A 20,673-nucleotide genomic window follows, 5' to 3' on the forward strand; every position below is an offset into this window, starting at 1 on the left:
GATCGGCAGATCAGCTCCGGGTCGACTGGGGCAGCTCGGCCACCAGGCGCAGGGAGGCGGTCAGCTCGTCGAGCTGGTAGTGCGGCCGCAGGAAGGTGACCGCCTTGTAGACGCCGGGCTTACCGGGCACCTCGGCCACCTCCACCCGGGCCTCGCGCAGCGGGAACTGGGCCTTGGCCTCCTGGCTGGCGTTGTCGTCGAGCAGCACGTACTGGGAGAGCCAGTCGTTGAGGTAGCGCTCCACGCTGGTCCGCGAGGCGAAGCTGCCCACCTTGTCGCGCATGATCGCCTTCATGTAATGGGCGATCCGCGAGGTGGCGAAGATGTACTGCAGCTGGGCGGAGAGGCGCGCGTTGGCATTGGCCACGTCGGTGTTGTACTGCTTCTGCTTCTGCGCCGACTGCACCCCGAAGAAGGCGGCATAGTCGGTGCCCTTGCAGTGCACCAGGGGGATGAAGCCGAGGTCCGACAGCTCCTTCTCGCGCCGGTCGGTGATGGCGATCTCGGTGGGGCACTTCAGGGCCACCTCGCCGTCGTCGGTCTGGAAGGTGTGGGTCGGCAGGTTCTCCACCAGGCCACCCCCCTCCACGCCGCGGATCGCCACGCACCAGCCGTAGTGGCTGAAGGCATCGGTCACCCGGGCGCCCAGGGCGTAGGCGGCGTTCATCCACAGGTACTTGTTGTGCTCGCGGCCGTCGACGCTCTCGACGAAGTTGAACTCCTCGACCGGTTCGGTATCCGGGCCGTAGGGCAGACGCCCCAGCACGTGGGGCAGCGTCAGGCCCACGTAGCGCGCGTCCTCGGAGCTGCGGAAGGACTTCCACTTGGCGTATTCGACGGTATCGAAGACCTTGGAGAGGTCCCGGGGACCGCTCATCTCGGTGAAGGTGTCCCAGCCGAACAGCTCGGGCGAGGCGGCCGAGATGAAGGGGGCATGGGCCGCCGCGGCCACGTGGGAGACCTGCTCGAGCAGGTAGATGTCCTGGGGGCTGCGGGAGAACTCGTAGTCGCCGATCAGCATGCCGAAGGGCGCCCCGCCGAAGGTGCCGTACTCCTCCTCGTACACCTTCTTGAACAGCGCGCTCTGGTCGAACTCCGGTGCCGACTTCATGTCGCGGACCAGATCCTTCTTGGTCGCGTTGAGCACCTGGATCTTCATGTTGCTGCCGGTCTCGCTCTGGTCGACCAGGTACTTCAGGCCGCGCCAGGAGGACTCGAGCTGCTGGAATTCGCTGGCGTGCATGATCTCGTTCATCTGCTCGGAGAGCATGGCGTCGATCTCGGCGATGCGCGCATCGAGCACCGCGACCAGGTCCTTGCTGGGCAGCACCTCGCCCTCCAGCACCTGGGCCACCAGCTCCTCGATCAGGTCACGTGCCCGGCTGCGCTCGGTCTCCGAACGCGCCACGCGGCTTTCCGAGATGATGCTGTCCAGCAGCGACGCGGGCGGTGCGAAGACGGTGTCCCCGCTCTCCTGAACCGCGGCCTGGGCTTCCGGTTGTTTCTCTGACATGTCGTCGCTCCGCCGTTACTTGTCGTCGTCTTCGCGCACCGCCTGCTCGCGGCCGAACTCTTCGCCCAGGGTCTTGAGCTTCTCGCTGTTCTGCAGCACGTCCATGAGCAGCTCCTCGAGCTTGTCGTTGCCGCCCATCTTGTTGCGCAGGTCCGCCAGCTTGTTGCGCACCTCCAGCAGCTTGCGCAGCGGCTCGACCTGCTTCACCACGTTCTGGGGCTCGAAGTCCTCCAGGGCGTTGAAGTTCAGCTCCACCGGCAGCTGGGAGCCGTCCTTGGACAGGGTGTTGTCGACGCGGTAGGCCAGGCGCGGCTTGAAGCCCTTGAGGACGCCGTTGAAGTTGTCGCGATCGATGGCGACGAACTTGCGGTCCTTCAGCTTGGGCGGCGGGCTCAGGGGGTTGCCGGTGTAGTCGCCGACCACGCCGACGACGAAGGGCAGTTCCTTCTGTTCCTGGCTGTCGCCGATCTCGACGTCGTAGGTGATCTGCACACGCGGTGCGCGAACCCGTCCCAGCTTGTGTTGCGTGCTATCCCTCTCCGCCATGGCGTCGATTTCCTCATGGGTTGATGTGATGTGTGCCTCCCGGTGCCGGGCCGGCGCGCTCAGATCTCGGCAATCGCCTTCAGCAGGCGCTCCCTGATGGTGTCTTCCATCTCCACGATGTCGGCCTCATACACCAGCTCCTCGAAGGTGGCGTTGCCGGCGATCTCGGTGCTCCTCAGCACCAGGCTCTCCTCCGGCAGGTGCGAGGCGACGGGGGAGCCGAGGACGCAGAACGGCATGTCGCCGAAGTCCGCCAGCGTCTCGAAGCTGAGGGGGAAACGCAGCCCCAGCAGCAGGCGCCCGAGCCCCGGCGCCCGGTTGATGCAGTAGAAGAGCATCAGGTAGTGCACCACGAAGCGGAACAGCTCCGCCGTGCTGCGGTTGGGGTCCTGAATGACCTGCCGAAACCGCTGAAGCTCGAAGCCCTGGAAACCCACCACCCAGCGCACCGGGCTGGTGATGCGCACCGGGGTCTCCCGCCCCGCCAGCCTCAGATCATATTCGTAGGGGTAGAGCCGGGGGGTGGAGCCGAGGATCTCCAGGGGCACGTCCAGCTCCCGGATCAGGCGAAAGGGCGCGCCGCTTGCCGTCGACTCGTAGAGCGACTTGAACTCCTTGAAGGCGTGCTGGGCCTCGCGCCCGCTGCCCCGCGGCGCCCCCTGCAGGTACTCGCCGAAGACCAGCTGAGGGCGAATCAGCAGCCCCAGGGTGGCGAGATAGTCCATCGCCTGGTCATGCAGCAGATCGCCGATGACCCGCGTCTGCTTGCGGTGCCGGATGAACGACTCGATGTCGAAGGTGCGTTGCATGGTCGGGCTCCTTCCCGTCACGGCTGCAGACCCGCGGCCTAGCGGAGTGGCTCGGCACGCCAGAGCTCGTAGGAGGCGGCTTCCAGGTCTCGGAATTCGCGAATGTTCACCCAGCCCAGCAGCTCTCCCTCCTCCTCGATGCGCAGTACGACCGGCCGCTCCAGCCCCTCGAGGCGGTAATGGAGCGCATCGCCGACGGGCCTTAACCGCCACTCGCCCCAGAAGGTCGAGGTGTAATCGCCGCCGACGGCATCCACATGAGTCTGCTGCAGGAAATACCCGGCCGGTCGACCATCCTCGGCATCGCGATGCAGGGTCAGGTCGGCGCGAATCACTCGGCAGTCGCTGCAGGGAAGGACGCCGATGTAGCGCGTCACGAGCTCTAATGACGCCTCTTTTTCTTCCTCTGCGGGGCTGGATACACACCCGCCAAGACCCATGGCTGCCAGCAGGACTGGCAGGTAAAGACCCCGGTGCCATGAGCGATGCCGGCATCGCAGGATGCCCGGCAGCGCCGAATCACTTTCACGTAACGACATAGGCAGATCGTCCGCCTGAACGAGACGCAGGCGACTCCTGGTGGATCACTCGACAACTTGGAGGTGTGAATCAGCCGGCAAGGTGCATCAGCTGCAATGAGGGGCTGAGACCGCCCTGCCTTCTCGGAAAAAGCCCGAGAATTCGAGAAGCTGGATGGCGCCGCCCGGCCACTGTCAGTCGTCAAGACCGGGCGGCACCGCTATTTATTCAGCAAGAATCCAATGCAAGGGGAGACTAACAAGGTGGTCCGGATAGATAACGCCGAGACTGACCCCAGGGAAGGAAAGAATTAGCTTAATTCCATGTAAGAAATATCGTACACGATGTAAACCATCGCGGACCCGGTCACCTGGCGTGCTTATTCTCTCGTCCATGAAAAAGGCCCTCGCCGCGATGAGCGGGAGGGCCTCGATTCGCCAGGGGCTAGCATCAGCCGCTGCGGGAGAGCGGATCGCCCTCGCCCAGCCGGCCACGGATGGCGGCCTCGATGCCCTCGGCGTCCAGGCCACACTCGGCGAGCAGCTCGGCGGGCTTGCCGTGCTCCACATAGGCGTCCGGCAGCCCCAGGTTGAGCAGCGCCGCCTGCACGCCCTCGGCAGCCAGCAGCTCACCTACCGCGCTGCCGGCGCCGCCGGCCACCACGTTCTCCTCAAGCGTCACCAGCAGGTCGTGATCCGCCACCGCCGCGAGCACTGCCTCGCGGTCCAGCGGCTTCACCGAACGCATATTGAGGTGGGTGGCATCGAGGCGCTCGGCCACCTCGGCGGCCGGCACGTTGAGGCTGCCGAAGGCGAGCAGGGCCACGCGCCGCCCCGCCTCGGCGCCGCTCTCGCGGCGGGTCTCGGCCTGGCCGATGGCGATGGGCTCCAGATGGGCGGGGATCGCCACGCCCGGGCCTGTGCCGCGGGGGTAGCGCACCGCGGCGGGGCCGGGATGGTGATAGGCGGCGCTCAGCATGGCGCGGCACTCCGCCTCGTCGGCGGGCGCCAGCACCACCAGGCCGGGCACGCAGCGCAGGTAGGAGAGATCGAGATTACCGTGGTGGGTGGGCCCGTCCTCCCCCACCAGGCCGGCACGGTCGATGGCGAAGGTGACGTCGAGGTCCTGCACCGCCACGTCGTGGATCAGCTGGTCATAGCCGCGCTGCAGGAAGGTGGAGTAGATCGCCACCACCGGCTTCATCCCTTCGCAGGCCATGCCGGCGGCCAGGGTCACCGCATGCTGCTCGGCGATGGCCACGTCGAAGTAGCGCTCGGGATACTCCCGGGAGAAGCGCACCAGGTCGGAGCCTTCGCGCATGGCCGGGGTGATGCCGATCAGCCGCGCGTCGGCGGCGGCCATGTCGCATAGCCAGTCGCCGAAGACGTTGCAGTACTTCTTCTTTTTCCTGGGCGGGGCAAGCGGCGCCGCCGCGGCGCCCTTTTCCGGCTCGCTCTTTTCCAGCTTGGTGATGGCGTGATAGCCGATGGGATCCGCCTCGGCGGGCAGGAAGCCGCGCCCCTTGCGGGTCTTCACATGCAGGAACTGGGGGCCATCCAGATCGCGCAGGTTGCGCAGGGTCTGCACCAGCAGCGGCAGGTCGTGACCATCGATGGGGCCGATGTAGTTGAAGCCCATCTCCTCGAAGAGGGTAGCCGGGCTCACCATCCCTTTCATGTGCTCCTCGGTGCGCCGGGCCAGCTCCAGGGCCCCGGGCAGGTGGGAGAGCACCTTCTTGCTGCCCTCGCGCACGGTGAGGTAGGGCTTGCTGGAGAGGATCCGCGCCAGGTAGCTGGCGATGCCGCCGACGTTCTCCGAGATCGACATCTCGTTATCGTTGAGCACCACCAGCAGGTTGGCGTCGACGTGGCCGGCGTGGGCCAGGGCCTCGAAGGCCATGCCGGCGGTGAGGGCGCCGTCGCCGATCACCGCGCAGGTGCGCCGCGTCTCGCCCCGGGCCCGGGCGGCCAGCGCCATGCCCAGGGCGGCGGAGATGGAGGTGCTGGAGTGGCCGACGCCGAAGGTGTCGAACTCCGACTCGGCGCGCCGCGGGAAGGCGGCCAGGCCGCCGTAGTGGCGGATGCTCGGCATCGCCTCGCGGCGGCCGGTCAGGATCTTGTGGGGATAGGCCTGGTGGCCCACGTCCCAGACCAGGCGGTCGTGGGGGGTCTCCAGGGCCTGGTGCAGCGCCACGGTAAGCTCGACGACGCCGAGGCCGGCCCCGAAGTGGCCCCCGGAGACCCCCACGCTGTAGAGCAGGTAGGCCCGCAGTTCATCGGCCACCTGCGCCAGCTGGGCGGTGGTCATGGCACGCAGCGCAGCCGGCGTGTCCAGGGTGTCGAGCAGGGGCGTGGCCGGTCGCTCGGCGGGAATCTCATCGAACAGCTTCATGGCGTCATCTGTCGTGTCAGTGGTCACGCTCGATCATGTAGCGGGCCAGGGCGGCCAGAGCATCGGCCCCCTCGCCCAGCGGGGCCAGGGCGGCCAGGGCCTCCTCCACCAGCTCCCGGGAACGGCGGCGCGCGCCGTCCAGCCCCATCAGCGTCGGGTAGGTCGGCTTGTCCCGGGCGGCATCCGCCCCGGTGGCCTTGCCCAGGGTGGCCGCGTCGCCGGTCACATCGAGGACATCATCATGGATCTGGAAGGCCAGGCCGATGGCCCGGGCGTAGTCGTCCAGGGCCGCCAGGCGGGGGTCCTCCTCGGCCACGGCGGCCAGGCCTCCCAGCCTCACCGCGGCGCGAATCAGGGCGCCGGTCTTGTGGCCATGCATGGCGGCCAGGGCCGCCACGTCGGGGTGGCCCCCCACGGCGGCGAGGTCCAGGGCCTGACCGGCCACCATGCCGTCGCGGCCGGCGGCCTCGGCCAGGGTGCGAATCATCGCCGGGAGCCGGGGCTGGGCGGAGCGCGCCAGCACCTCGAAGGCCAGCGCCTGCAGGGCGTCGCCGGCGAGAATGGCCGTGGCCTCGTCATAGGCCCGATGCACCGTGGGCTGGCCGCGCCGCAGGTCGTCGTCGTCCATGGCCGGCAGGTCGTCATGCACCAGGGAGTAGGCGTGGATCAGCTCGATGGCCATGGCCGGGGCATCCAGGGCGTCGTCCGCCGCGCCCAGGGCGCGCCCGGCGGCATAGACCAGCACCGGCCGCAGCCGCTTGCCTCCCACCAGCACGCCGTGACGCATGGCGGCGTCCAGCCGCGGCACGCTTGCACCGCGCTCGCCGAACAGCGCCTCCAGCCGGGCATCCACCCGGGCACGATCCGCGGCCAGCCGGGCCGCCAGGCTTTCAGCGTTCACTCTCATCCTTTCCTTCTTCTGACCCCGGAGAGAAGGGCGTCAGGGTCATGCTGCCCTCGGCGCCCTCGGTCAGGGTGCGCACCCGGAGCTCGGCCTCATCGAGACGGCGCTGGGCGTCGCGGGTCAGGCGAATGCCCTCCTCGAAGGCGGAGAGCGACGCCTCCAGCGACAGCTCGCCGGACTCCAGGCGCTCCACCAGGCACTCCAGGCGCTCGACGGTAGTGGCAAAGTCCGTCGTCGCCTCCTGGCCATCGGCTCGCTTGCTGCGCTCCGCCATCGCTCCCCTCGCTTGGCTGCCGGCTCATGCGGCGTTTAGAAAGGCGACAGTATACACGCTCCCCCCCGGGGGTCGTCTGCCCCGGCATGGCCCGGTTGCAACTTGCACTGCGCTCATCATGGCTGCGCACCATTTTCATCCTGGCTCATGGCTGGCCTGTGCTAGAATAGCTCCTCTTTTTTCCTACCTGTCACTGCATGCGGCTCGCGCCGGAAGGGGTTGATTCGACCATGGCCAAGACGTCCCTGGACAAGAGCAAGATCAAGATCCTGCTGCTCGAGGGCATCCACCAGAGCGCGGTGGACAATCTGCGTAACGCCGGCTACTCGAACATCGAGTACCTGACCACCTCGCTGGACGAGGCGGCGCTGATCGAGAAGATCCGCGACGTCCACTTTATCGGCATCCGCTCGCGGACCCAGCTCAACGAGCGGGTCTTCGCCGCCGCCGAGAAGCTGGTGGCCGTGGGCTGCTTCTGCATCGGCACCAACCAGGTCGATCTCAATGCGGCCCTGGCACGCGGCATCCCGGTCTTCAACGCCCCCTACTCCAACACCCGCTCGGTGGCCGAGCTGGTGCTGGCCGAGGCGATCATGCTGCTGCGCGGCATCCCGGAGAAGAACGCCCTGGCCCACCGCGGCGGCTGGCAGAAGAGCGCCAAGAATTCCCACGAGGCCCGCGGCAAGACCCTGGGGATCGTCGGCTACGGCAGCATCGGCTCCCAGCTCTCGGTGCTGGCCGAGTCCCTGGGCTTCGACGTCATCTACTACGACGTGGTCGCCAAGCTCGGCATGGGCAATGCCCGCCAGGTGACCAGCCTCGACGAGCTGCTGGGCCGCGCCGACGTGGTCAGCCTGCACGTGCCCGACCTGCCCTCCACCAAGTGGATGATCGGCGCCGAGCAGATCGCGCGCATGAAAGAGGGCGGCATTCTGATCAACGCCGCCCGCGGCAGCGTGGTGGTGATCGAGGCCCTGGCCGATGCCATCAAGGCCGGCAAGCTCAACGGCGCCGCCATCGACGTCTTCCCGGTGGAGCCCAAGGGCAACGACGAGGAGTTCGAGAGCCCCCTGCGCGGCCTGGACAACGTCATCCTCACCCCGCACATCGGCGGCTCCACCCTGGAGGCCCAGGAGAACATCGGCATCGAGGTCTCCGAGAAGCTGATCACCTACTCCGACAACGGCACCACCGTCACCTCGGTCAACTTCCCCGAGGTCGCCCTGCCGGCCCACCCGGACAAGCACCGCCTGCTGCATATCCACGACAACGTGCCCGGGGTAATGTCCGAGATCAACCGCGTGCTCTCCGAGAACGGCATCAATATCGCCGGCCAGTACCTGCAGACCAACGAGAAGGTCGGCTACGTGGTGATCGACGTCGACAAGGCCTACGGCCCCCAGGCCCTCGAGGCCCTGCGCCAGGTGAACCACACCCTCAAGGTGCGGGTGCTCTACTCCGAAAGCGCCTGAGCCTGAGCCTGAGCGCCCTCCACATCAGCGCCCAACGCCGCCGCGTCATTCGACGCGGCGGCGTTCGTTTGGCACCCATGGTCGAAGTGCGCAGCCGGGGCAAGGCGCGCTAGGCTTGCGCTGATGCAACGCCCGTCGGCGCCATCCGCCACTCGGACGCCACGACAAGAAGGGAGATACCCCATGAGCGACTCGACTCCACCCCTGCTGCGCCGCGATGAGGGCGGCGTGGCCACCCTGACCCTCAACCGCCCGGGGAGCTTCAACGCCCTCTCCGAGGAAGTGCTGACCGCCCTCAAGGAGGAGCTCGGCCGGCTCGCCAGCGACGGCAGCGTGCGCTGCGTGGTGCTCGGCGCCGAGGGGCGCGCCTTCTGCGCCGGCCACGACCTCAAGCAGATGCGCGCCAACCCCGACAAGGCCTACTACCAGGAGCTCTTCGCCCGCTGCGGCCGGGTCATGCAGGCCATCGTGGAGCTGCCGGTGCCGGTCATCGCCCGGGTGCAGGGCATCGCCACCGCCGCCGGCTGCCAGCTGGTGGCCAGCTGCGACCTCGCGGTGGCCTCACGCTCGGCACGCTTCGCCGTCTCCGGCATCAACGCCGGGCTCTTCTGCTCCACGCCGGCGGTGGCGCTGTCGCGCAACGTCAGCCGCAAGCGCGCCATGGAGATGCTGCTCACCGGCGAGTTCATCGACGCCGAGACCGCCTGCGACTGGGGGCTGATCAATCGCGTGGCCGATGACGACGCCCTGGATGAGGCCGTGGGCGAGCTCACCGCCAGCCTCTGCGCCAAGAGCGCGGTGGCGGTGCGCACCGGCAAGGGGATGTTCCAGCGCCAGCTGCAGATGCCCCTGGACGAGGCCTACGCCTTCGCCGGCGAGGTGATGGCCTGCAACATGATGGCGGAGGATGCCGGCGAGGGCATCGATGCCTTTATCGAGAAGCGCGCGCCCGAGTGGCGCCATCGCTAGGCCGGCCCCCCTGACGGAGAGAATGGAAGTGATTTCCGCAGGCGCGACAGCCGGCGGCCCACAGGGTATCCTGTGGCCAGTAGCACCATCGCCGCATGAGGAGAGAGAGGGTGAGCGAGACCAGGCGCAGGACGGCGGGACGCCCCGCAGGATCAGGGAAGGCCACCGGAGGCCACAGCCAGTCGCTGGTGCGCGGGCTCAACCTCCTCGAGCGCCTCTCGGCGAGCCCCGGGGGCCTGGCGCTCTCCGAGCTCGCCGAGCAGGCGGAGCTCGCCCCCTCGACGACCCACCGCCTGCTCCAGGCCCTGCAGGGCCAGGGTTTCGTGACCCAGGACAGCGAGCTCGGCGTCTGGAAGATCGACGTCAAGACCTTCCGCATCGGCAACAGCTTCCTGGAGGCCCGGGACTTCGTGGGCACCAGCCGCCCCTTCCTGCGCCGCCTCACCGCCCTGACCGGCGAGACCGCCAACCTGGGCATCCGTGACGACGGCACCGCGGTCTTCCTGGCCCAGAGCGAGTCGCCGCAGATGATGCGCATGATCACCCGGCTCGGCTCCCGGGCGCCGCTGCACGCCTCCGGCGTCGGCAAGGCGCTGATGGCCTGGCTCCCGGAAGACGAGCTCGAGCGCGTCCTCGCCGAGCAGGGGCTCTCCCGGGTGACCGAGAACACCCTGCACACCCCCGAGACGCTGCGCGAGGGGCTCGCCGAGATCCGCCGCCAGGGCTTCGCCTGCGACCGCGAGGAGCACGCCATCGGCCTGCACTGCGTGGCCGCCTGCCTCCACGACGAGCACGGCATCCCCCTGGCCGCCATCTCCGTCTCCGGCCCCGTGGCGCGCATTCCCGAGGCGCGCCTGCTGGAGCTGGGCGAGCTGGTGCGCGACACCGCCGCCGAGATCACCACCCGGCTGGGCGGGCGGGTACCGGCCGACAGCGGGTCGGGAGCGGCCCCCTCACCGTGAAGCCAAGGCCGCGGCGGAGTACACTAGCGGCCGTCCATCCCCGCCAGCCGAGGCCGCCCGATGAGTTCCCACCTGCTCTCCGTCGATTCCCTGACCCGTGACCACGTCGATCACCTGATGCGGGTCGCCGCCCGCATGGAGCCCATTGCCCAGCGGCGCCAGGTCACCCGCGTGCTGGAGGGGGCCGTGCTCGGCAACCTCTTCTTCGAGGCCAGCACCCGCACCCGGGTCAGCTTCAACGCCGCCTTCTGCCGCCTGGGCGGCAGCGTCTGCGACACCACCGGCTTCACCTTCTCCTCCATGGCCAAGGGCGAGTCGCTCTACGACACCAGCCGGGTGATGAGCGGCTACTGCGACGCCATCGTGATGCGCCACCCCGACCAGGGCTCGGTGGCGGAGTTCGCCGCCGCCATCAAGGTGCCGGTGATCAACGGCGGCGACGGCCCCGGCGAGCACCCCAGCCAGGCGCTGCTCGACCTCTACACCATCGAGAAGGAGTTCGCTCGCCTGGGCAAGCAGCTGGCCGGTGCCCACGTGCTGATGACCGGCGACCTGAAGTTCGGGCGCACCGTGCACTCGCTGATCAAGCTGCTCTCCCTGCATGAGCCCATGCGCATCACCCTGGTGGCCCCGCCGGGCCTGGAGATGCCGAGCCAGCTGATCGACCTGGTCACCTCCCGGGGCCACCGCGTCGAGCAGCGCGAGAGCCTGGCCCAGGACTACCGGGACGTGGACGTGGTCTACACCACCCGCATCCAGAAGGAGCGCTTCACCGAGGAGATGAGCGAGGGCTTCAGTCTCTCCCGGGACTTCACCGTGGATCGCGCCTTCCTCGACCGGCGCTGCAGCGACACCACCATCGTCATGCATCCGCTGCCCCGGGACAGCCGCCCCGGCGCCAACGACCTCGACGTGGACCTCAACGGTGACCCCCGCCTGGCGATCTTCCGCCAGACCGACAACGGTATCCCGGTGCGCATGGCGATCTTCGCCACCCTGCTCGAGGTGGACGACCTGATCGAGAAGGAGCTGCGCCCGGTGCGCTGGTTCGTGCCCGCCAAGCTGGGCGTTGACGACCGCGAGATCTGAGGCGTAGCGAGGCGCGCCACTTCGCCTATGCTGATGAGGTTCAGAGGGGACGGCCAGCGTGCCGCCCCCACGTCGGCCGGAGGAGTGACCCATGAATCTGCAACGCGCCTACCGCCTGCTGGCGGTCTTCTATTCCCTGCTGCTGCTGATCGGCCTGATCGCCCTGCTCGCCGGAGGGGGCACCCCGCTGGCCCTGGCGCAGCTGGTGGTCGGCGGCCTGGCGGTGGTAGGGCTCTGGGGGTATGTCCTGCAGCGCGGCTTCATGGGGCCGCGGATGTGGCGGCCGCTGGCCGGCGTGCTGGCGGTAGGCGCCGCGCTGCAGCTCTTCGCCCTGCTCGCGACGTCACCGGACGGCGTCACCGCCACCTGGATGCTGACCAGCGCCGTCTTCTCGGCGCTGCTGGTGGTGATCCTCTACCGCTACGGCGATCGCGACCAGGCGATCTGGGCCACCGCCAAGGCGATCGCCGACGGTCACCGGCTGGAGACCAAGCTCGCCGGCAAGGCGCCCCTGGAGGGGCACAGGCGCGATGGGGGGCGGGAGGCCAGCGTCAGGGTGGTCAAGGCGGGCAGCGAGTACCGTACCCGGGTGGTTCGGCGGCGCGACGGCCGGCAGGAGGAGTTCGACGCCAGCTTCCACCATCCGGCCACCCTGGTGGCCTTTCTCGAGCAGTTCACGGAGCTCTCGGTGGAGGACCTGACGCCCGCCGCCTGAGCCGCTCAGCGCCCGGGCAGCCCCTCCCGGGCGGCGAACCAGCGCTCGACGATCAGCACCGCGCTGATGCCGTCGACGCTCGCCTCCCGGTAGTTGCCGCGGTGGCCGAGCTCCCGGGCGATCACCTTGGCCTCGCCGGTGGAGCCGCGTTCGTCGACCATCTCGCAGGGCACCCCGAAGCGGCCGAAGAGCCGCTTGCCGAACTTGCGGGCGCGGGTGCTCATCGGCTGCTCCTCGCCCTCGGCGGTGAGCGGCAGGCCCACCACGAAGAGGTCCGGCCGCCACTCCTCCACCAGCCTGGCCACCTGCTGCCAGTCGGGGATGCCGTCCCGGGCCGGCAGGGGGTCGAGCTCCCGAGCGCTGGCCAGCAGCTCGTTACCCACCGCCACGCCGATGCGCCGGGTACCGAAGTCGAACCCCAGGATCAGCCGCTCGCCCTCGCGCGCCATCAGGAGTGGCCCGCCTCGCGGGTCATCAGGTTGAGGTCGACGCCGAGGATGCCGGCAGCGGCGCTGAGGCGCTGCTCCGGCGGCACCTCGAAGAGGATGTCGCTGCGCCCCTCCACGGTGAGCCAGGCGTTGTCGAGCAGCTCCTGCTCCAGCTGACCGGACTCCCAGCCGGCGCAGCCCAGACAGACCAGGAAGTGCTCGGGGCCCTCGCCGGCCGCCAGGGCCTGGAGCATGTCCATGGAGGTGGTCAGGGCCAGCTCCTCGGTGACCTGGATGCTGGAGTCCCAGGGGGTGCTGGAGCCCCGGTGCAGGATGAAGCCGCGATCCTTGTGCACCGGGCCCCCGAAGTAGACCGGCGCGTTGCGGTGGGGGCTCTCCTCGCCGCCGAGCTCCAGCTGCTCGAAGAGCGCCTCCAGGGTGAGCTCCAGAGGGCGGTTGACGATCACCCCCATGGTGCCCTTCTCGTCGTGGTCGCACAGATAGCCGAGGCTACCGGCGAAATTGGGGTCTTCCAGGTGCGGCATCGCCAGCAGGAAGTGGTCCTTCAAACCGAAATGTTGCATGAGACTCCCCGGCGGTCCTATCGCACGCCGTAGTGATTGCCTTGGCCGAACCGCCAGACGCGCGTAATGGAGAGGCTGTCCAGGCTCCCCATGCCCGCATCGAAGGGGCGATAGGGCGCCGCACCGTGAACGGTATCCAGCGCGGCCTGGTCGAGCTCGGCATGTCCCGAGGATTGTACCACCTCCGCCTGACGAAGCCCGCCGTCACGGCCGATCACCACGCGGATGCGCAGCTGCCCCTGGAGGTGGCGCGGCGCCGGATGCACCCGGTTGCCATAGTCCTCCACCCGCCGAGTCCAGTCGTCGATATAGCGCGCCTCGGCGGCACGCTGGGCCGCCAGCTGCGGCGCCTCGCCGGCCTGGCCGGCCGCCTCCGGCGCCAGCCCCTGCTCGCGGATGCTGCGGGTGGCCTGGGCTAGCAGGTCGCGGCCGGACGCCGAGGGGGCCGTGGCGCTGGGCGGGGCGGCGGCATCCGCCGCCTGGGGGGCGCTCTCCCGGGGCTCGGGAGGCGTCTCGACCTCCCGGGTGCTCTCGGCGGCGGGCGGTGCCTGCTCGTCGGGGCGGGCGTCGGGCTCGGTGCGCGCCTGCTCCGGCTCGGCCGGGGTGGCCGGGTCCACGTCGGCCACGCTCTCCTGCACCGCCGGCAGCTCCTCCAGGGGCGCGGCCAGGGACTCCGCCTGGGCCTCCTCCTGCTGCTCGCCGCTGGCCTGCTGGTCCTGCTCGGCGATCGCCTCGGCCTCCACCGGCGGCTCACCGGGGCGGCTCACCAGCACCACGTCGAGGCTAGAGCGCTCGACGGGCGGCGCGGCGAGCTGCCAGCTCGCCACCACGCCGATCAGCGCCAGGTGCAGCAGCAGCGCCAGCGAGACGGCCAGCCAGCGCCGGTAGGGCCGGGTGACCGGGGCATACTGGATGGGATCGCTGACCGACCAGGACATGGGGGACTCCCGCTCAGCCGCAGCGGGCCTCGAGGCGGCGCTCGATGGCGTCCAGCAGCATGCCGGCGATGTCGGTGCCGCGCTGGTCATCGATCTCGCGCACGCAGGTGGGGCTCGTCACGTTGATCTCGGTGATATAGTCGCCGATCACATCGAGGCCCACGAACATCAGCCCCTTGTCGCGGATCATCGGCTGCACCTGACGGATCAGCCAGTGGTCCCGCTCGGTGAGCTCGCGGCTGACGCCGGTACCGCCGGCGGCCAGGTTGCCGCGGGTCTCCCCGGCCATGGGCACCCGGGCCAGGCCATAGGGCACCGGCTCGCCGTCCACCAGCAGGATGCGGGTGTCGCCGTCGGTGATCTCGGGGATATAGCGCTGGGCCATGATCTGACGCTGACCGCGCTCGGTGAGGGTCTCGATGATGGCGCCGAGATTGCGACCCTCGGGGCGCACGTGGAAGATCCCACTGCCGCCCATGCCGTCCAGGGGCTTGAAGATCACGTCCTGGTGCTCGGCGTGGAAGGCGCGCAGCTCGGCTTCGTTGCAGGCCACCAGGGTCGGGGTGCAGCACTGGGGAAACTGCTGGGCAAAGAGCTTCTCGTTGCACTCCAGCAGCGCCCGGGTGGGGTTGACCACCAGCACGCCTTCGCGCTCGGCGAAGCCCAGCAGGTAGACGGCGTTGAGGAAGTGGGCATCCACCGGCGGATCCTTGCGCATCAGGATCACGTCGAGCTCGGCCAGGGGGCGCGGCTCGGGCTCGCCCAGATCGTACCAGTGGGCCGAGTCGCGATGCACGGTCAGGTCGCGCAGTCGACCGAAGGACCGACCGTCGCGCAGGAAGAGGTCCCCCTGCTCCAGGTAGTGCAGCGAGGCGCCGCGGTCCTGGGCGGCCCACAGCATGGCCAGGGTGGTGTCTTTCTTGTAGGCGATATCGGCGATGGGGTCCATCACCACGCCGATCTTCAGGGCGCGTTCGCTCATGGGGTCGAGTTCCGATCGAGAGTGTGGATGGGGCCAGTATGCCGGCTAGTCGCCGCCGGGCGCCAGCCGGATACCGGTGGGCGACAGGGTGATCAGCCGGCGCTTGTAGAGCCGGCCGATGGCCTGCTTGAAGGCGCTCTTGCTCACCCCCAGCCGCGCCTTGATCTCGGCGGCGTCGCTCTTGTCGCCCAGCGGCAGGTAGCCGCCGCTCTCGCGCAGCGCCTTGAGCACCGCCTCGCCCACCACGTCCAGGCGCGCCTCCCCCGGCGGCAGCAGCGAGAGGTCCAGGCGGCCGTCGTCGCGCAGGCGCTTCACGTAGCCGGTGAGGCGCTGGCCCCGACGCAGCGGGCGGGTCACGTCATCGCGGTAGAGCAGCCCCCAGCAGCGGTGCTCCACCACTGCCTTGAAGCCGAGATCGGTCTGTTCGGCGATCACCAGGGTCACCTCGTCCCCGGCGGAGAGGCCCCGGGCCTCGTCGGCGACGAAGCGGTCGAGCTTCTGGGAGGCCACCGGCCGCCCCTGCTGGTCCTCGTAGATCCTCACCAGCACCCGCTTGCCCACGCTGGGCCGGAAGCGCTGCTCCCCGTAGGGCAGCAGCAGGTCCTTGGGGTGCCCCCAGTCGAGGAAGGCACCGGTCTCGTTGACGGTGACCACCTCCAGGTAGGCCACCTCGCCCACCGCGCACTTCGGGGCACGGTAGCGCCGGCCGGCGGCGGGGCGCGAAGTACGCGGTTCACGGGAATCGGACATGGGGGGCTCCCTGTAGAGTGGGATGAGGAACGAAAGTGAGCGCTTACAGATCGCCGAAGCGGTACTGCAGCAGGCTCAGTGCCACCACCGGGGCGGTCTCGGTACGCAGGATGCGCGGCCCCAGGGTGAGCGGGGCGAAGCCGGCGGCCCGGGCGGCCGCGACCTCGCCCTCGGCGAGCCCGCCCTCGGGGCCGATCAGCAGGGCAACGCTTGCCGGCGCGGCATCCCGCTGCAGGGCATCCTCGGCGCCGGTGGCCGGATGCAGCACCAGGCGCAGGGCTTCGTCGCGCTCGGCGAGCCAGTCGGCGAGCGCCAGCGGCGGGTGCACCGGCGGCACCACGGCGCGGCCGCACTGCTCGCAGGCGCTGGCCGCCACCGCCTGCCAGTGGGCCAGCTTCTTCGCCTCGCGCTCGCCCTTGAGGCGCACGTCGCCGTGCTCGGTGTAGAGCGGCGTGATGGCCGCCGCTCCCAGCTCCACCGCCTTCTGGATGGCGTAGTCCATGCGATCCCCCTTGGAGATCGCCTGGCCCAGGTGCACGACCAGGGGCGACTCGCCGCCGCCCGCTTCGACGGCCTCGATGCGCGCCACCACCCGCTTGCGCGAGGCCTCCACCAGCACCGCCTCGGCCTCGTGGCCGGCGCCGTCGAAGAGGCGCAGCAAGGCGCCCTCGCCCAGGCGCAGCACCCTGGCCACATGGCGGGCGGGGCCCTCGGGCAGAACGACGTCGCCGCCGACGATGAGGTCGGCGGCGACGTGGATGCGCGGCGCTTTCCGGTAAGTCGTCACGGGTCGCCGTCGTCCTTACTGAGTGGCCTGAGCCTGGGCCTGCTCGGCTTCGCGCTTCTTCTTCTGGGCGTAGATCGCCTCGAAGTTGACCGGCGCCAGCATCAGGGGCGGGAAACCGCCGCGGTTGACCAGGTTGTCGATGCACTCCCGGGCATAGGGGAAGAGCACGTTGGGGCAGAAGGCGCCCAGGGTGTGATCCAGCTGGGCCCCCTCGATGCCGGCGATGCGGAAGAGGCCGGCCTGCTCGATCTCGGCCAGGAAGGAGGTGGTGCCCTCCTCGCTGTGGGTCACCTGGGCGGTGACCTTGATGACGACCTCGTAGAGGCCCTCGCCCACCTGCTGGCTGGAGGTGTTGAGGTCCAGGCCCACCTTGGGCTTGAAGGGCTGCTGGAAGACCGCCGGCGAGTTGGGGGCCTCGAAGGAGATGTCCTTCACATAGATGCGCTGCACGGCGAACTGCAGCTGGGGCTTGTCCTGCTGGCCGGCCGCCTGGCCGCCGGCGTTCTGGTTGTTCTCTTCCGCCATGGGAATGATCCTTTGAATCGGTGAACGAACGATGTATCGATTGGGGCTACTTGCGCACGACCGGCAGGCCGTCGGCCTGCCACTGCAGCATGCCGCCCTTGAGCTTGAGCACGCGAGGGTAGCCCGCCTTGGCCAGCTTGGCCACGGTCATGCCCGCCGACTGGCCGGACTTGCAGACGATGATGATCGGCTTCTCCTTGACCTTGTCGAGTTCGGACAGGCGCTCGTCGATGCGGCTCTGGGGAATATTGCGGGCACCGGCGATATGGCCGGCCTTGAAGTCCCCGGCGTCACGGGTATCCACCACCACCGCATCCTCGCGGTTGATCAGCTGGGTCGCCTCGCTCGCGGTCACGCCGCTGGCGCTGCTGTTACGAACCTCGTAGAGGATCCAGGCGGTCAGCACCATCAGGAAGGCGCCCACCAGCAGCGGGTGGTTCTGCATGAATTCAAACAGCTGATCGATCATGGGTCCGGATAACTCTTGTCTCGGTGCACGAAGGGGAAGGCCGGGGCCACTCGGGCCTTTGCCGAACGGCGCCCAGTATACACGACGCCTGGCGGCCGGCGATGACGCCCGATGGGGCCATGCGATATGATGCCGCAATCCGCCATCTGCCGCGACCCCGCCCTTGCCTCGCCTGCCGAGCCGGCTGCGCCGGGCCCTGCGCCTGTGCCGCGAGCCGTTCAGGGCGTGAAGGTGTCGCCATCACTCCTCGAGGACAGCCCCATGACGAATTCCGCCAGCCCCCGGACACCGCGCCCCGTTGCCCTGATCATCCTCGACGGCTACGGCCACAACCCGGACTCGGCCCACAACGCCGTGCTGGCCGCCCGCACCCCGGTGATGGACCGCCTCCACCGCGAGCATCCGGCCACCCTGATCCACACCGACGGCCGCCACGTGGGGCTGCCCGACGGCCAGATGGGCAACTCCGAGGTCGGCCACATGAACCTCGGCGCCGGCCGCGTGGTGTACCAGGACTTCACCCGCATCACCAAGGCGATCGAGGACGGCGACCTGGACACCATCGCCGCCCTGACCGCGCCCATCGATGCCGCCGTGGCCGAGGGCCGCGCGGTGCACCTGCTGGGCCTGCTCTCCCCGGGCGGGGTGCACAGCCATGAGGAGCACTTCATCGCCATGGCCGAGCTGGCCGCCCGCCGCGGCGCCCGGCGCATCTATGTCCACGGCTTCCTGGACGGCCGCGACATGCCGCCCAAGAGCGCCCTGGCCTCCATCGAGCGCGCCAACGAGCGCCTCTCCGAGCTGGTCGGCGCCGACAACGGCTTCGTCGCCTCCATCATCGGCCGCTACTACGCCATGGATCGCGACAACCGCTGGGAGCGCGTCGAGAAGGCCTATCGCCTGCTCACCGAGGGGGTGGGCGAGTTCGAGGCGGTAAGCGCCGAGGAGGGGCTGCGCAGCGCCTACGAGCGCGGCGAGACCGACGAGTTCGTGGCCGCCACCAGCGTACGCCCCACCGGCACCCCGGTGGTCGTGGAAGAGGGCGACGCCGCCATCTTCATGAACTTCCGCGCCGACCGCGCCCGGGAGCTGACTCGGGCCTTCGTGGAAGACGCCTTCAGCGGCTTCCAGCGCCGCGTCTGCCCTCGCCTTGCCGGCGACGGCCTGGTGATGCTGACCCAGTACGCCGCCGATATCCCGGCCCCGGCCGCCTTCCCGCCCAACGAGCTGACCAACACCCTGGGCGAGGTGATGGAGAAGCGTGGCCTGACCCAGCTGCGCATCGCCGAGACCGAGAAGTACGCCCACGTCACCTTCTTCTTCTCCGGCGGCCGGGAGGCGGAGTACCAGGGCGAGACCCGGGTGCTGGTGCCCTCGCCCCAGGACGTGAAGACCTACGACGAGAAGCCGGAGATGAGCGCCGTCGAGGTCACCGACAAGCTGGTGGCGGCCATCGAGTCCGGGGAGCACGACCTGATCGTCTGCAACTACGCCAACGGCGACATGGTCGGCCACACCGGCGACTTCGACGCCGCGGTGAAGGCCATCGAGGCCGTCGACAGCTGCGTGGGCCGCGTGGTGGCGGCGATCGAGAAGGCCGGCGGCGCCTGCCTGGTCACCGCCGACCACGGCAACGCCGAGCAGATGGTCAACCCCGAGACCGGCAACCCCCAGACCGCCCACACCACCTTCGAGGTGCCGCTGATCTACGTGGGCCAGCGCCCGGCGCGCCTGCTGGAGGACGGCAGCCTCTGCGACATCGCCCCCACCCTGCTGGCCATGATGGACCAGCCGGTGCCCGAGGAGATGACCGGCCGGGTGCTGGTCGACTTCGACGCGGCCTCCTGAACCAGGCCGGCCCCATGGCCAGCCCGCACCGCCTGCCCCGACGGGCAGGCCGGCTCACGGTGGCGCTGCTGGCGCTCTGCCTGGCCGCGCCCCTGGCCGCCCAGCCCAGCGAGCGGGCGGCCCGGGAGCGCCTGGATGCCATCGGCGAGGAGATCCAGGGCGTCACCCGGCGCCTCTCTTCCACTCGGGACGCCCAGGCCGACGCCAGCCGCGAGCTGCGCCGGGTCGAGACGGCCCTGGGCGAGACCCACCGCCGCCTCGACGAGCTCCAGGCCGAGCGCAGCGAGCTGGCCGAGGAGGTCGTCACCCTGGAGCGGCGTCGCGACCTGCTGGAAGCGGAGCGCGCCGACCAGGTCGAGGCGCTGAACGTCCAGCTCGACGCCCTCTACCGCCTCGGCACGAGCCCCCAGCTCAAGCTGCTGCTCAACCAGGACGATCCCGCCCGCCTCGACCGCCTGCAGCACTACCTCAACCAGCTCTCCCGAGCCCGCAACGCGCGGCTCGATGAGCTGGCGCGCCTGGATAGCGCCCTCGGCGACAACCGCCGCGAGCTCGACCGGCGCGGCGAGCGCCTGGGCGCCCTGGCCGCGGAGCTCGCCAGCCGCTCCAGCGACCTGGCCCGCCAGATGCAGGAGCGCAGCGCCCTGGTCGCCGAGCTCGACGGCCGCTACGCCACCGAGCAGGCACGCCTGGTGGACCTCGAGCAGGATCGCGCCCACGCCGAACGGGTACTGCGCCAGGTGCAGGAGGAGCTGGCACGCCTGCAGCGCCCGCCCCCCTCCACCGCCATCGCCCAGACCCGGGGGGATCTGCCCTGGCCGGTGCAGGGCAGCATCGCCTCGCGCTTCCGGGCCGGCGACGGCGTGCACCGCAACGGCATCCTGATCCAGGCGGGCGAAGGCACCCCGGTCAAGGCCGTCCACGCCGGCCGGGTGGTCTTCGCCGACTGGATGCGCGGCTTCGGCAACCTGCTGATCATCGACCACGGCGACCAGGTGATGACCCTGCACGCCCACCTGCAGCACTTCTCCGTCCAGCCCGGCCAGGCGGTCTCCCGGGGTGACGTGCTGGGAGCGGTGGGGGCCAGCGGCGGCCACAGCCGCCCCGCGCTCTACTTCGAGGTGCGCCGGGACGGCAACCCCATCGACCCCCAGGGGTGGATCGCCGCCCGCTGAGGGCCCGGCTATTTCCCTGCCCGC

Annotated in this window: 22 protein-coding genes; 7 read left to right on the forward strand and 15 right to left on the reverse strand. The window is 69.7% G+C overall.

Annotation, left to right across the window (positions count from 1 at the left end):
• Positions 1–10: 10 nt before the first annotated feature.
• The 7 genes from tssC to ACRYRV_RS07935 form a co-directional block, all read right to left on the reverse strand.
• Positions 11–1,513, reverse strand: coding sequence for a type VI secretion system contractile sheath large subunit (tssC, locus tag ACRYRV_RS07905; RefSeq protein WP_309637186.1), 1,503 nt, complete (start codon positions 1,511–1,513; stop codon positions 11–13).
• Between the two features lie 15 nt (positions 1,514–1,528).
• Complete coding sequence (gene tssB / locus ACRYRV_RS07910) at positions 1,529–2,059, reverse strand: type VI secretion system contractile sheath small subunit (RefSeq protein ID WP_302140161.1); 531 nt, start codon at positions 2,057–2,059, stop codon at positions 1,529–1,531.
• 59 nt (positions 2,060–2,118) lie between these two features.
• Positions 2,119–2,868, reverse strand: a complete 750-nt coding sequence (locus ACRYRV_RS07915) for a hypothetical protein (protein WP_309637187.1) — start codon at positions 2,866–2,868, stop codon at positions 2,119–2,121.
• 38 nt (positions 2,869–2,906) lie between these two features.
• The gene (locus ACRYRV_RS07920; RefSeq protein WP_444985465.1) at positions 2,907–3,407 is read right to left on the reverse strand and encodes a copper resistance protein NlpE N-terminal domain-containing protein; all 501 of its coding nucleotides are present in this window, start codon (positions 3,405–3,407) and stop codon (positions 2,907–2,909) included.
• 430 nt (positions 3,408–3,837) lie between these two features.
• Entirely contained in the window at positions 3,838–5,778 is a 1,941-nt protein-coding gene (gene dxs, locus ACRYRV_RS07925; RefSeq protein ID WP_444985464.1) for a 1-deoxy-D-xylulose-5-phosphate synthase, read from the reverse strand.
• Between the two features lie 16 nt (positions 5,779–5,794).
• Complete coding sequence (locus tag ACRYRV_RS07930; protein ID WP_309637190.1) at positions 5,795–6,679, reverse strand: farnesyl diphosphate synthase; 885 nt, start codon at positions 6,677–6,679, stop codon at positions 5,795–5,797.
• On the reverse strand, positions 6,669–6,956 hold the full coding sequence (locus tag ACRYRV_RS07935) for an exodeoxyribonuclease VII small subunit (protein WP_253447583.1): 288 nt from the start codon (positions 6,954–6,956) through the stop codon (positions 6,669–6,671). Before ACRYRV_RS07935 ends, ACRYRV_RS07930 begins: the two co-directional genes overlap by 11 nt.
• 230 nt (positions 6,957–7,186) lie before the next feature.
• Between ACRYRV_RS07935 and serA the strand changes: the two genes are divergently transcribed.
• The 5 genes from serA to ACRYRV_RS07960 all read left to right on the forward strand — a co-directional run bounded on the left by serA (position 7,187) and on the right by ACRYRV_RS07960 (position 12,163).
• Complete coding sequence (gene serA / locus ACRYRV_RS07940) at positions 7,187–8,428, forward strand: phosphoglycerate dehydrogenase (RefSeq protein WP_309637191.1); 1,242 nt, start codon at positions 7,187–7,189, stop codon at positions 8,426–8,428.
• A gap of 183 nt (positions 8,429–8,611) precedes the next feature.
• Positions 8,612–9,397: an enoyl-CoA hydratase gene (locus ACRYRV_RS07945; RefSeq protein ID WP_253447498.1), complete on the forward strand. Its 786-nt coding sequence runs from the start codon at positions 8,612–8,614 to the stop codon at positions 9,395–9,397.
• 110 nt (positions 9,398–9,507) lie between these two features.
• A complete protein-coding gene (locus tag ACRYRV_RS07950; protein WP_444985462.1) occupies positions 9,508–10,359 on the forward strand; it encodes an IclR family transcriptional regulator domain-containing protein in 852 nt (283 codons plus the stop codon).
• A 60-nt stretch (positions 10,360–10,419) separates the two neighbouring features.
• Complete coding sequence (gene pyrB, locus ACRYRV_RS07955) at positions 10,420–11,448, forward strand: aspartate carbamoyltransferase (protein WP_253447384.1); 1,029 nt, start codon at positions 10,420–10,422, stop codon at positions 11,446–11,448.
• 91 nt (positions 11,449–11,539) lie between these two features.
• Positions 11,540–12,163, forward strand: coding sequence for a hypothetical protein (locus ACRYRV_RS07960; RefSeq protein ID WP_444985461.1), 624 nt, complete (start codon positions 11,540–11,542; stop codon positions 12,161–12,163).
• Positions 12,164–12,168: 5 nt separating this feature from the next.
• On the opposite strand, the gene ruvX is transcribed toward ACRYRV_RS07960, so the two are convergent.
• The 8 genes from ruvX to ACRYRV_RS08000 are packed head-to-tail and all read right to left on the reverse strand — an operon-like array spanning position 12,169 to position 17,626.
• Positions 12,169–12,612 carry a Holliday junction resolvase RuvX gene (ruvX, locus tag ACRYRV_RS07965; protein ID WP_253447378.1) on the reverse strand — a complete coding sequence of 148 codons (444 nt, stop codon included), beginning with the start codon at positions 12,610–12,612 and terminating at the stop codon, positions 12,169–12,171.
• Complete coding sequence (locus tag ACRYRV_RS07970; RefSeq protein ID WP_253447375.1) at positions 12,612–13,175, reverse strand: YqgE/AlgH family protein; 564 nt, start codon at positions 13,173–13,175, stop codon at positions 12,612–12,614. The genes ruvX and ACRYRV_RS07970 overlap by 1 nt, the downstream gene beginning before the upstream one ends.
• 17 nt (positions 13,176–13,192) lie before the next feature.
• Positions 13,193–14,113, reverse strand: coding sequence for a TonB family protein (locus ACRYRV_RS07975; RefSeq protein ID WP_444985460.1), 921 nt, complete (start codon positions 14,111–14,113; stop codon positions 13,193–13,195).
• A gap of 13 nt (positions 14,114–14,126) precedes the next feature.
• Positions 14,127–15,095, reverse strand: a complete 969-nt coding sequence (gene gshB, locus ACRYRV_RS07980; RefSeq protein ID WP_444985459.1) for a glutathione synthase — start codon at positions 15,093–15,095, stop codon at positions 14,127–14,129.
• Positions 15,096–15,140: 45 nt separating this feature from the next.
• Positions 15,141–15,845, reverse strand: coding sequence for a CvfB family protein (locus ACRYRV_RS07985; RefSeq protein ID WP_253447366.1), 705 nt, complete (start codon positions 15,843–15,845; stop codon positions 15,141–15,143).
• A gap of 43 nt (positions 15,846–15,888) precedes the next feature.
• Positions 15,889–16,632: a 16S rRNA (uracil(1498)-N(3))-methyltransferase gene (locus ACRYRV_RS07990; protein WP_444985458.1), complete on the reverse strand. Its 744-nt coding sequence runs from the start codon at positions 16,630–16,632 to the stop codon at positions 15,889–15,891.
• A 15-nt stretch (positions 16,633–16,647) separates the two neighbouring features.
• Positions 16,648–17,157, reverse strand: a complete 510-nt coding sequence (secB, locus tag ACRYRV_RS07995) for a protein-export chaperone SecB (protein ID WP_253447360.1) — start codon at positions 17,155–17,157, stop codon at positions 16,648–16,650.
• A 46-nt stretch (positions 17,158–17,203) separates the two neighbouring features.
• The gene (locus ACRYRV_RS08000) at positions 17,204–17,626 is read right to left on the reverse strand and encodes a rhodanese-like domain-containing protein (protein WP_253447357.1); all 423 of its coding nucleotides are present in this window, start codon (positions 17,624–17,626) and stop codon (positions 17,204–17,206) included.
• Positions 17,627–17,887: 261 nt separating this feature from the next.
• On the opposite strand from ACRYRV_RS08000, the gene gpmI reads away from it, so the two are divergent.
• Positions 17,888–19,474, forward strand: coding sequence for a 2,3-bisphosphoglycerate-independent phosphoglycerate mutase (gene gpmI / locus ACRYRV_RS08005; RefSeq protein ID WP_309637198.1), 1,587 nt, complete (start codon positions 17,888–17,890; stop codon positions 19,472–19,474).
• Positions 19,475–19,488: 14 nt separating this feature from the next.
• Positions 19,489–20,649 carry a murein hydrolase activator EnvC family protein gene (locus ACRYRV_RS08010; protein ID WP_444985457.1) on the forward strand — a complete coding sequence of 387 codons (1,161 nt, stop codon included), beginning with the start codon at positions 19,489–19,491 and terminating at the stop codon, positions 20,647–20,649.
• The last annotated feature ends 24 nt before the right edge of the window (positions 20,650–20,673 follow it).

It is taken from the genome of Halomonas mongoliensis, from assembly GCF_052496345.1.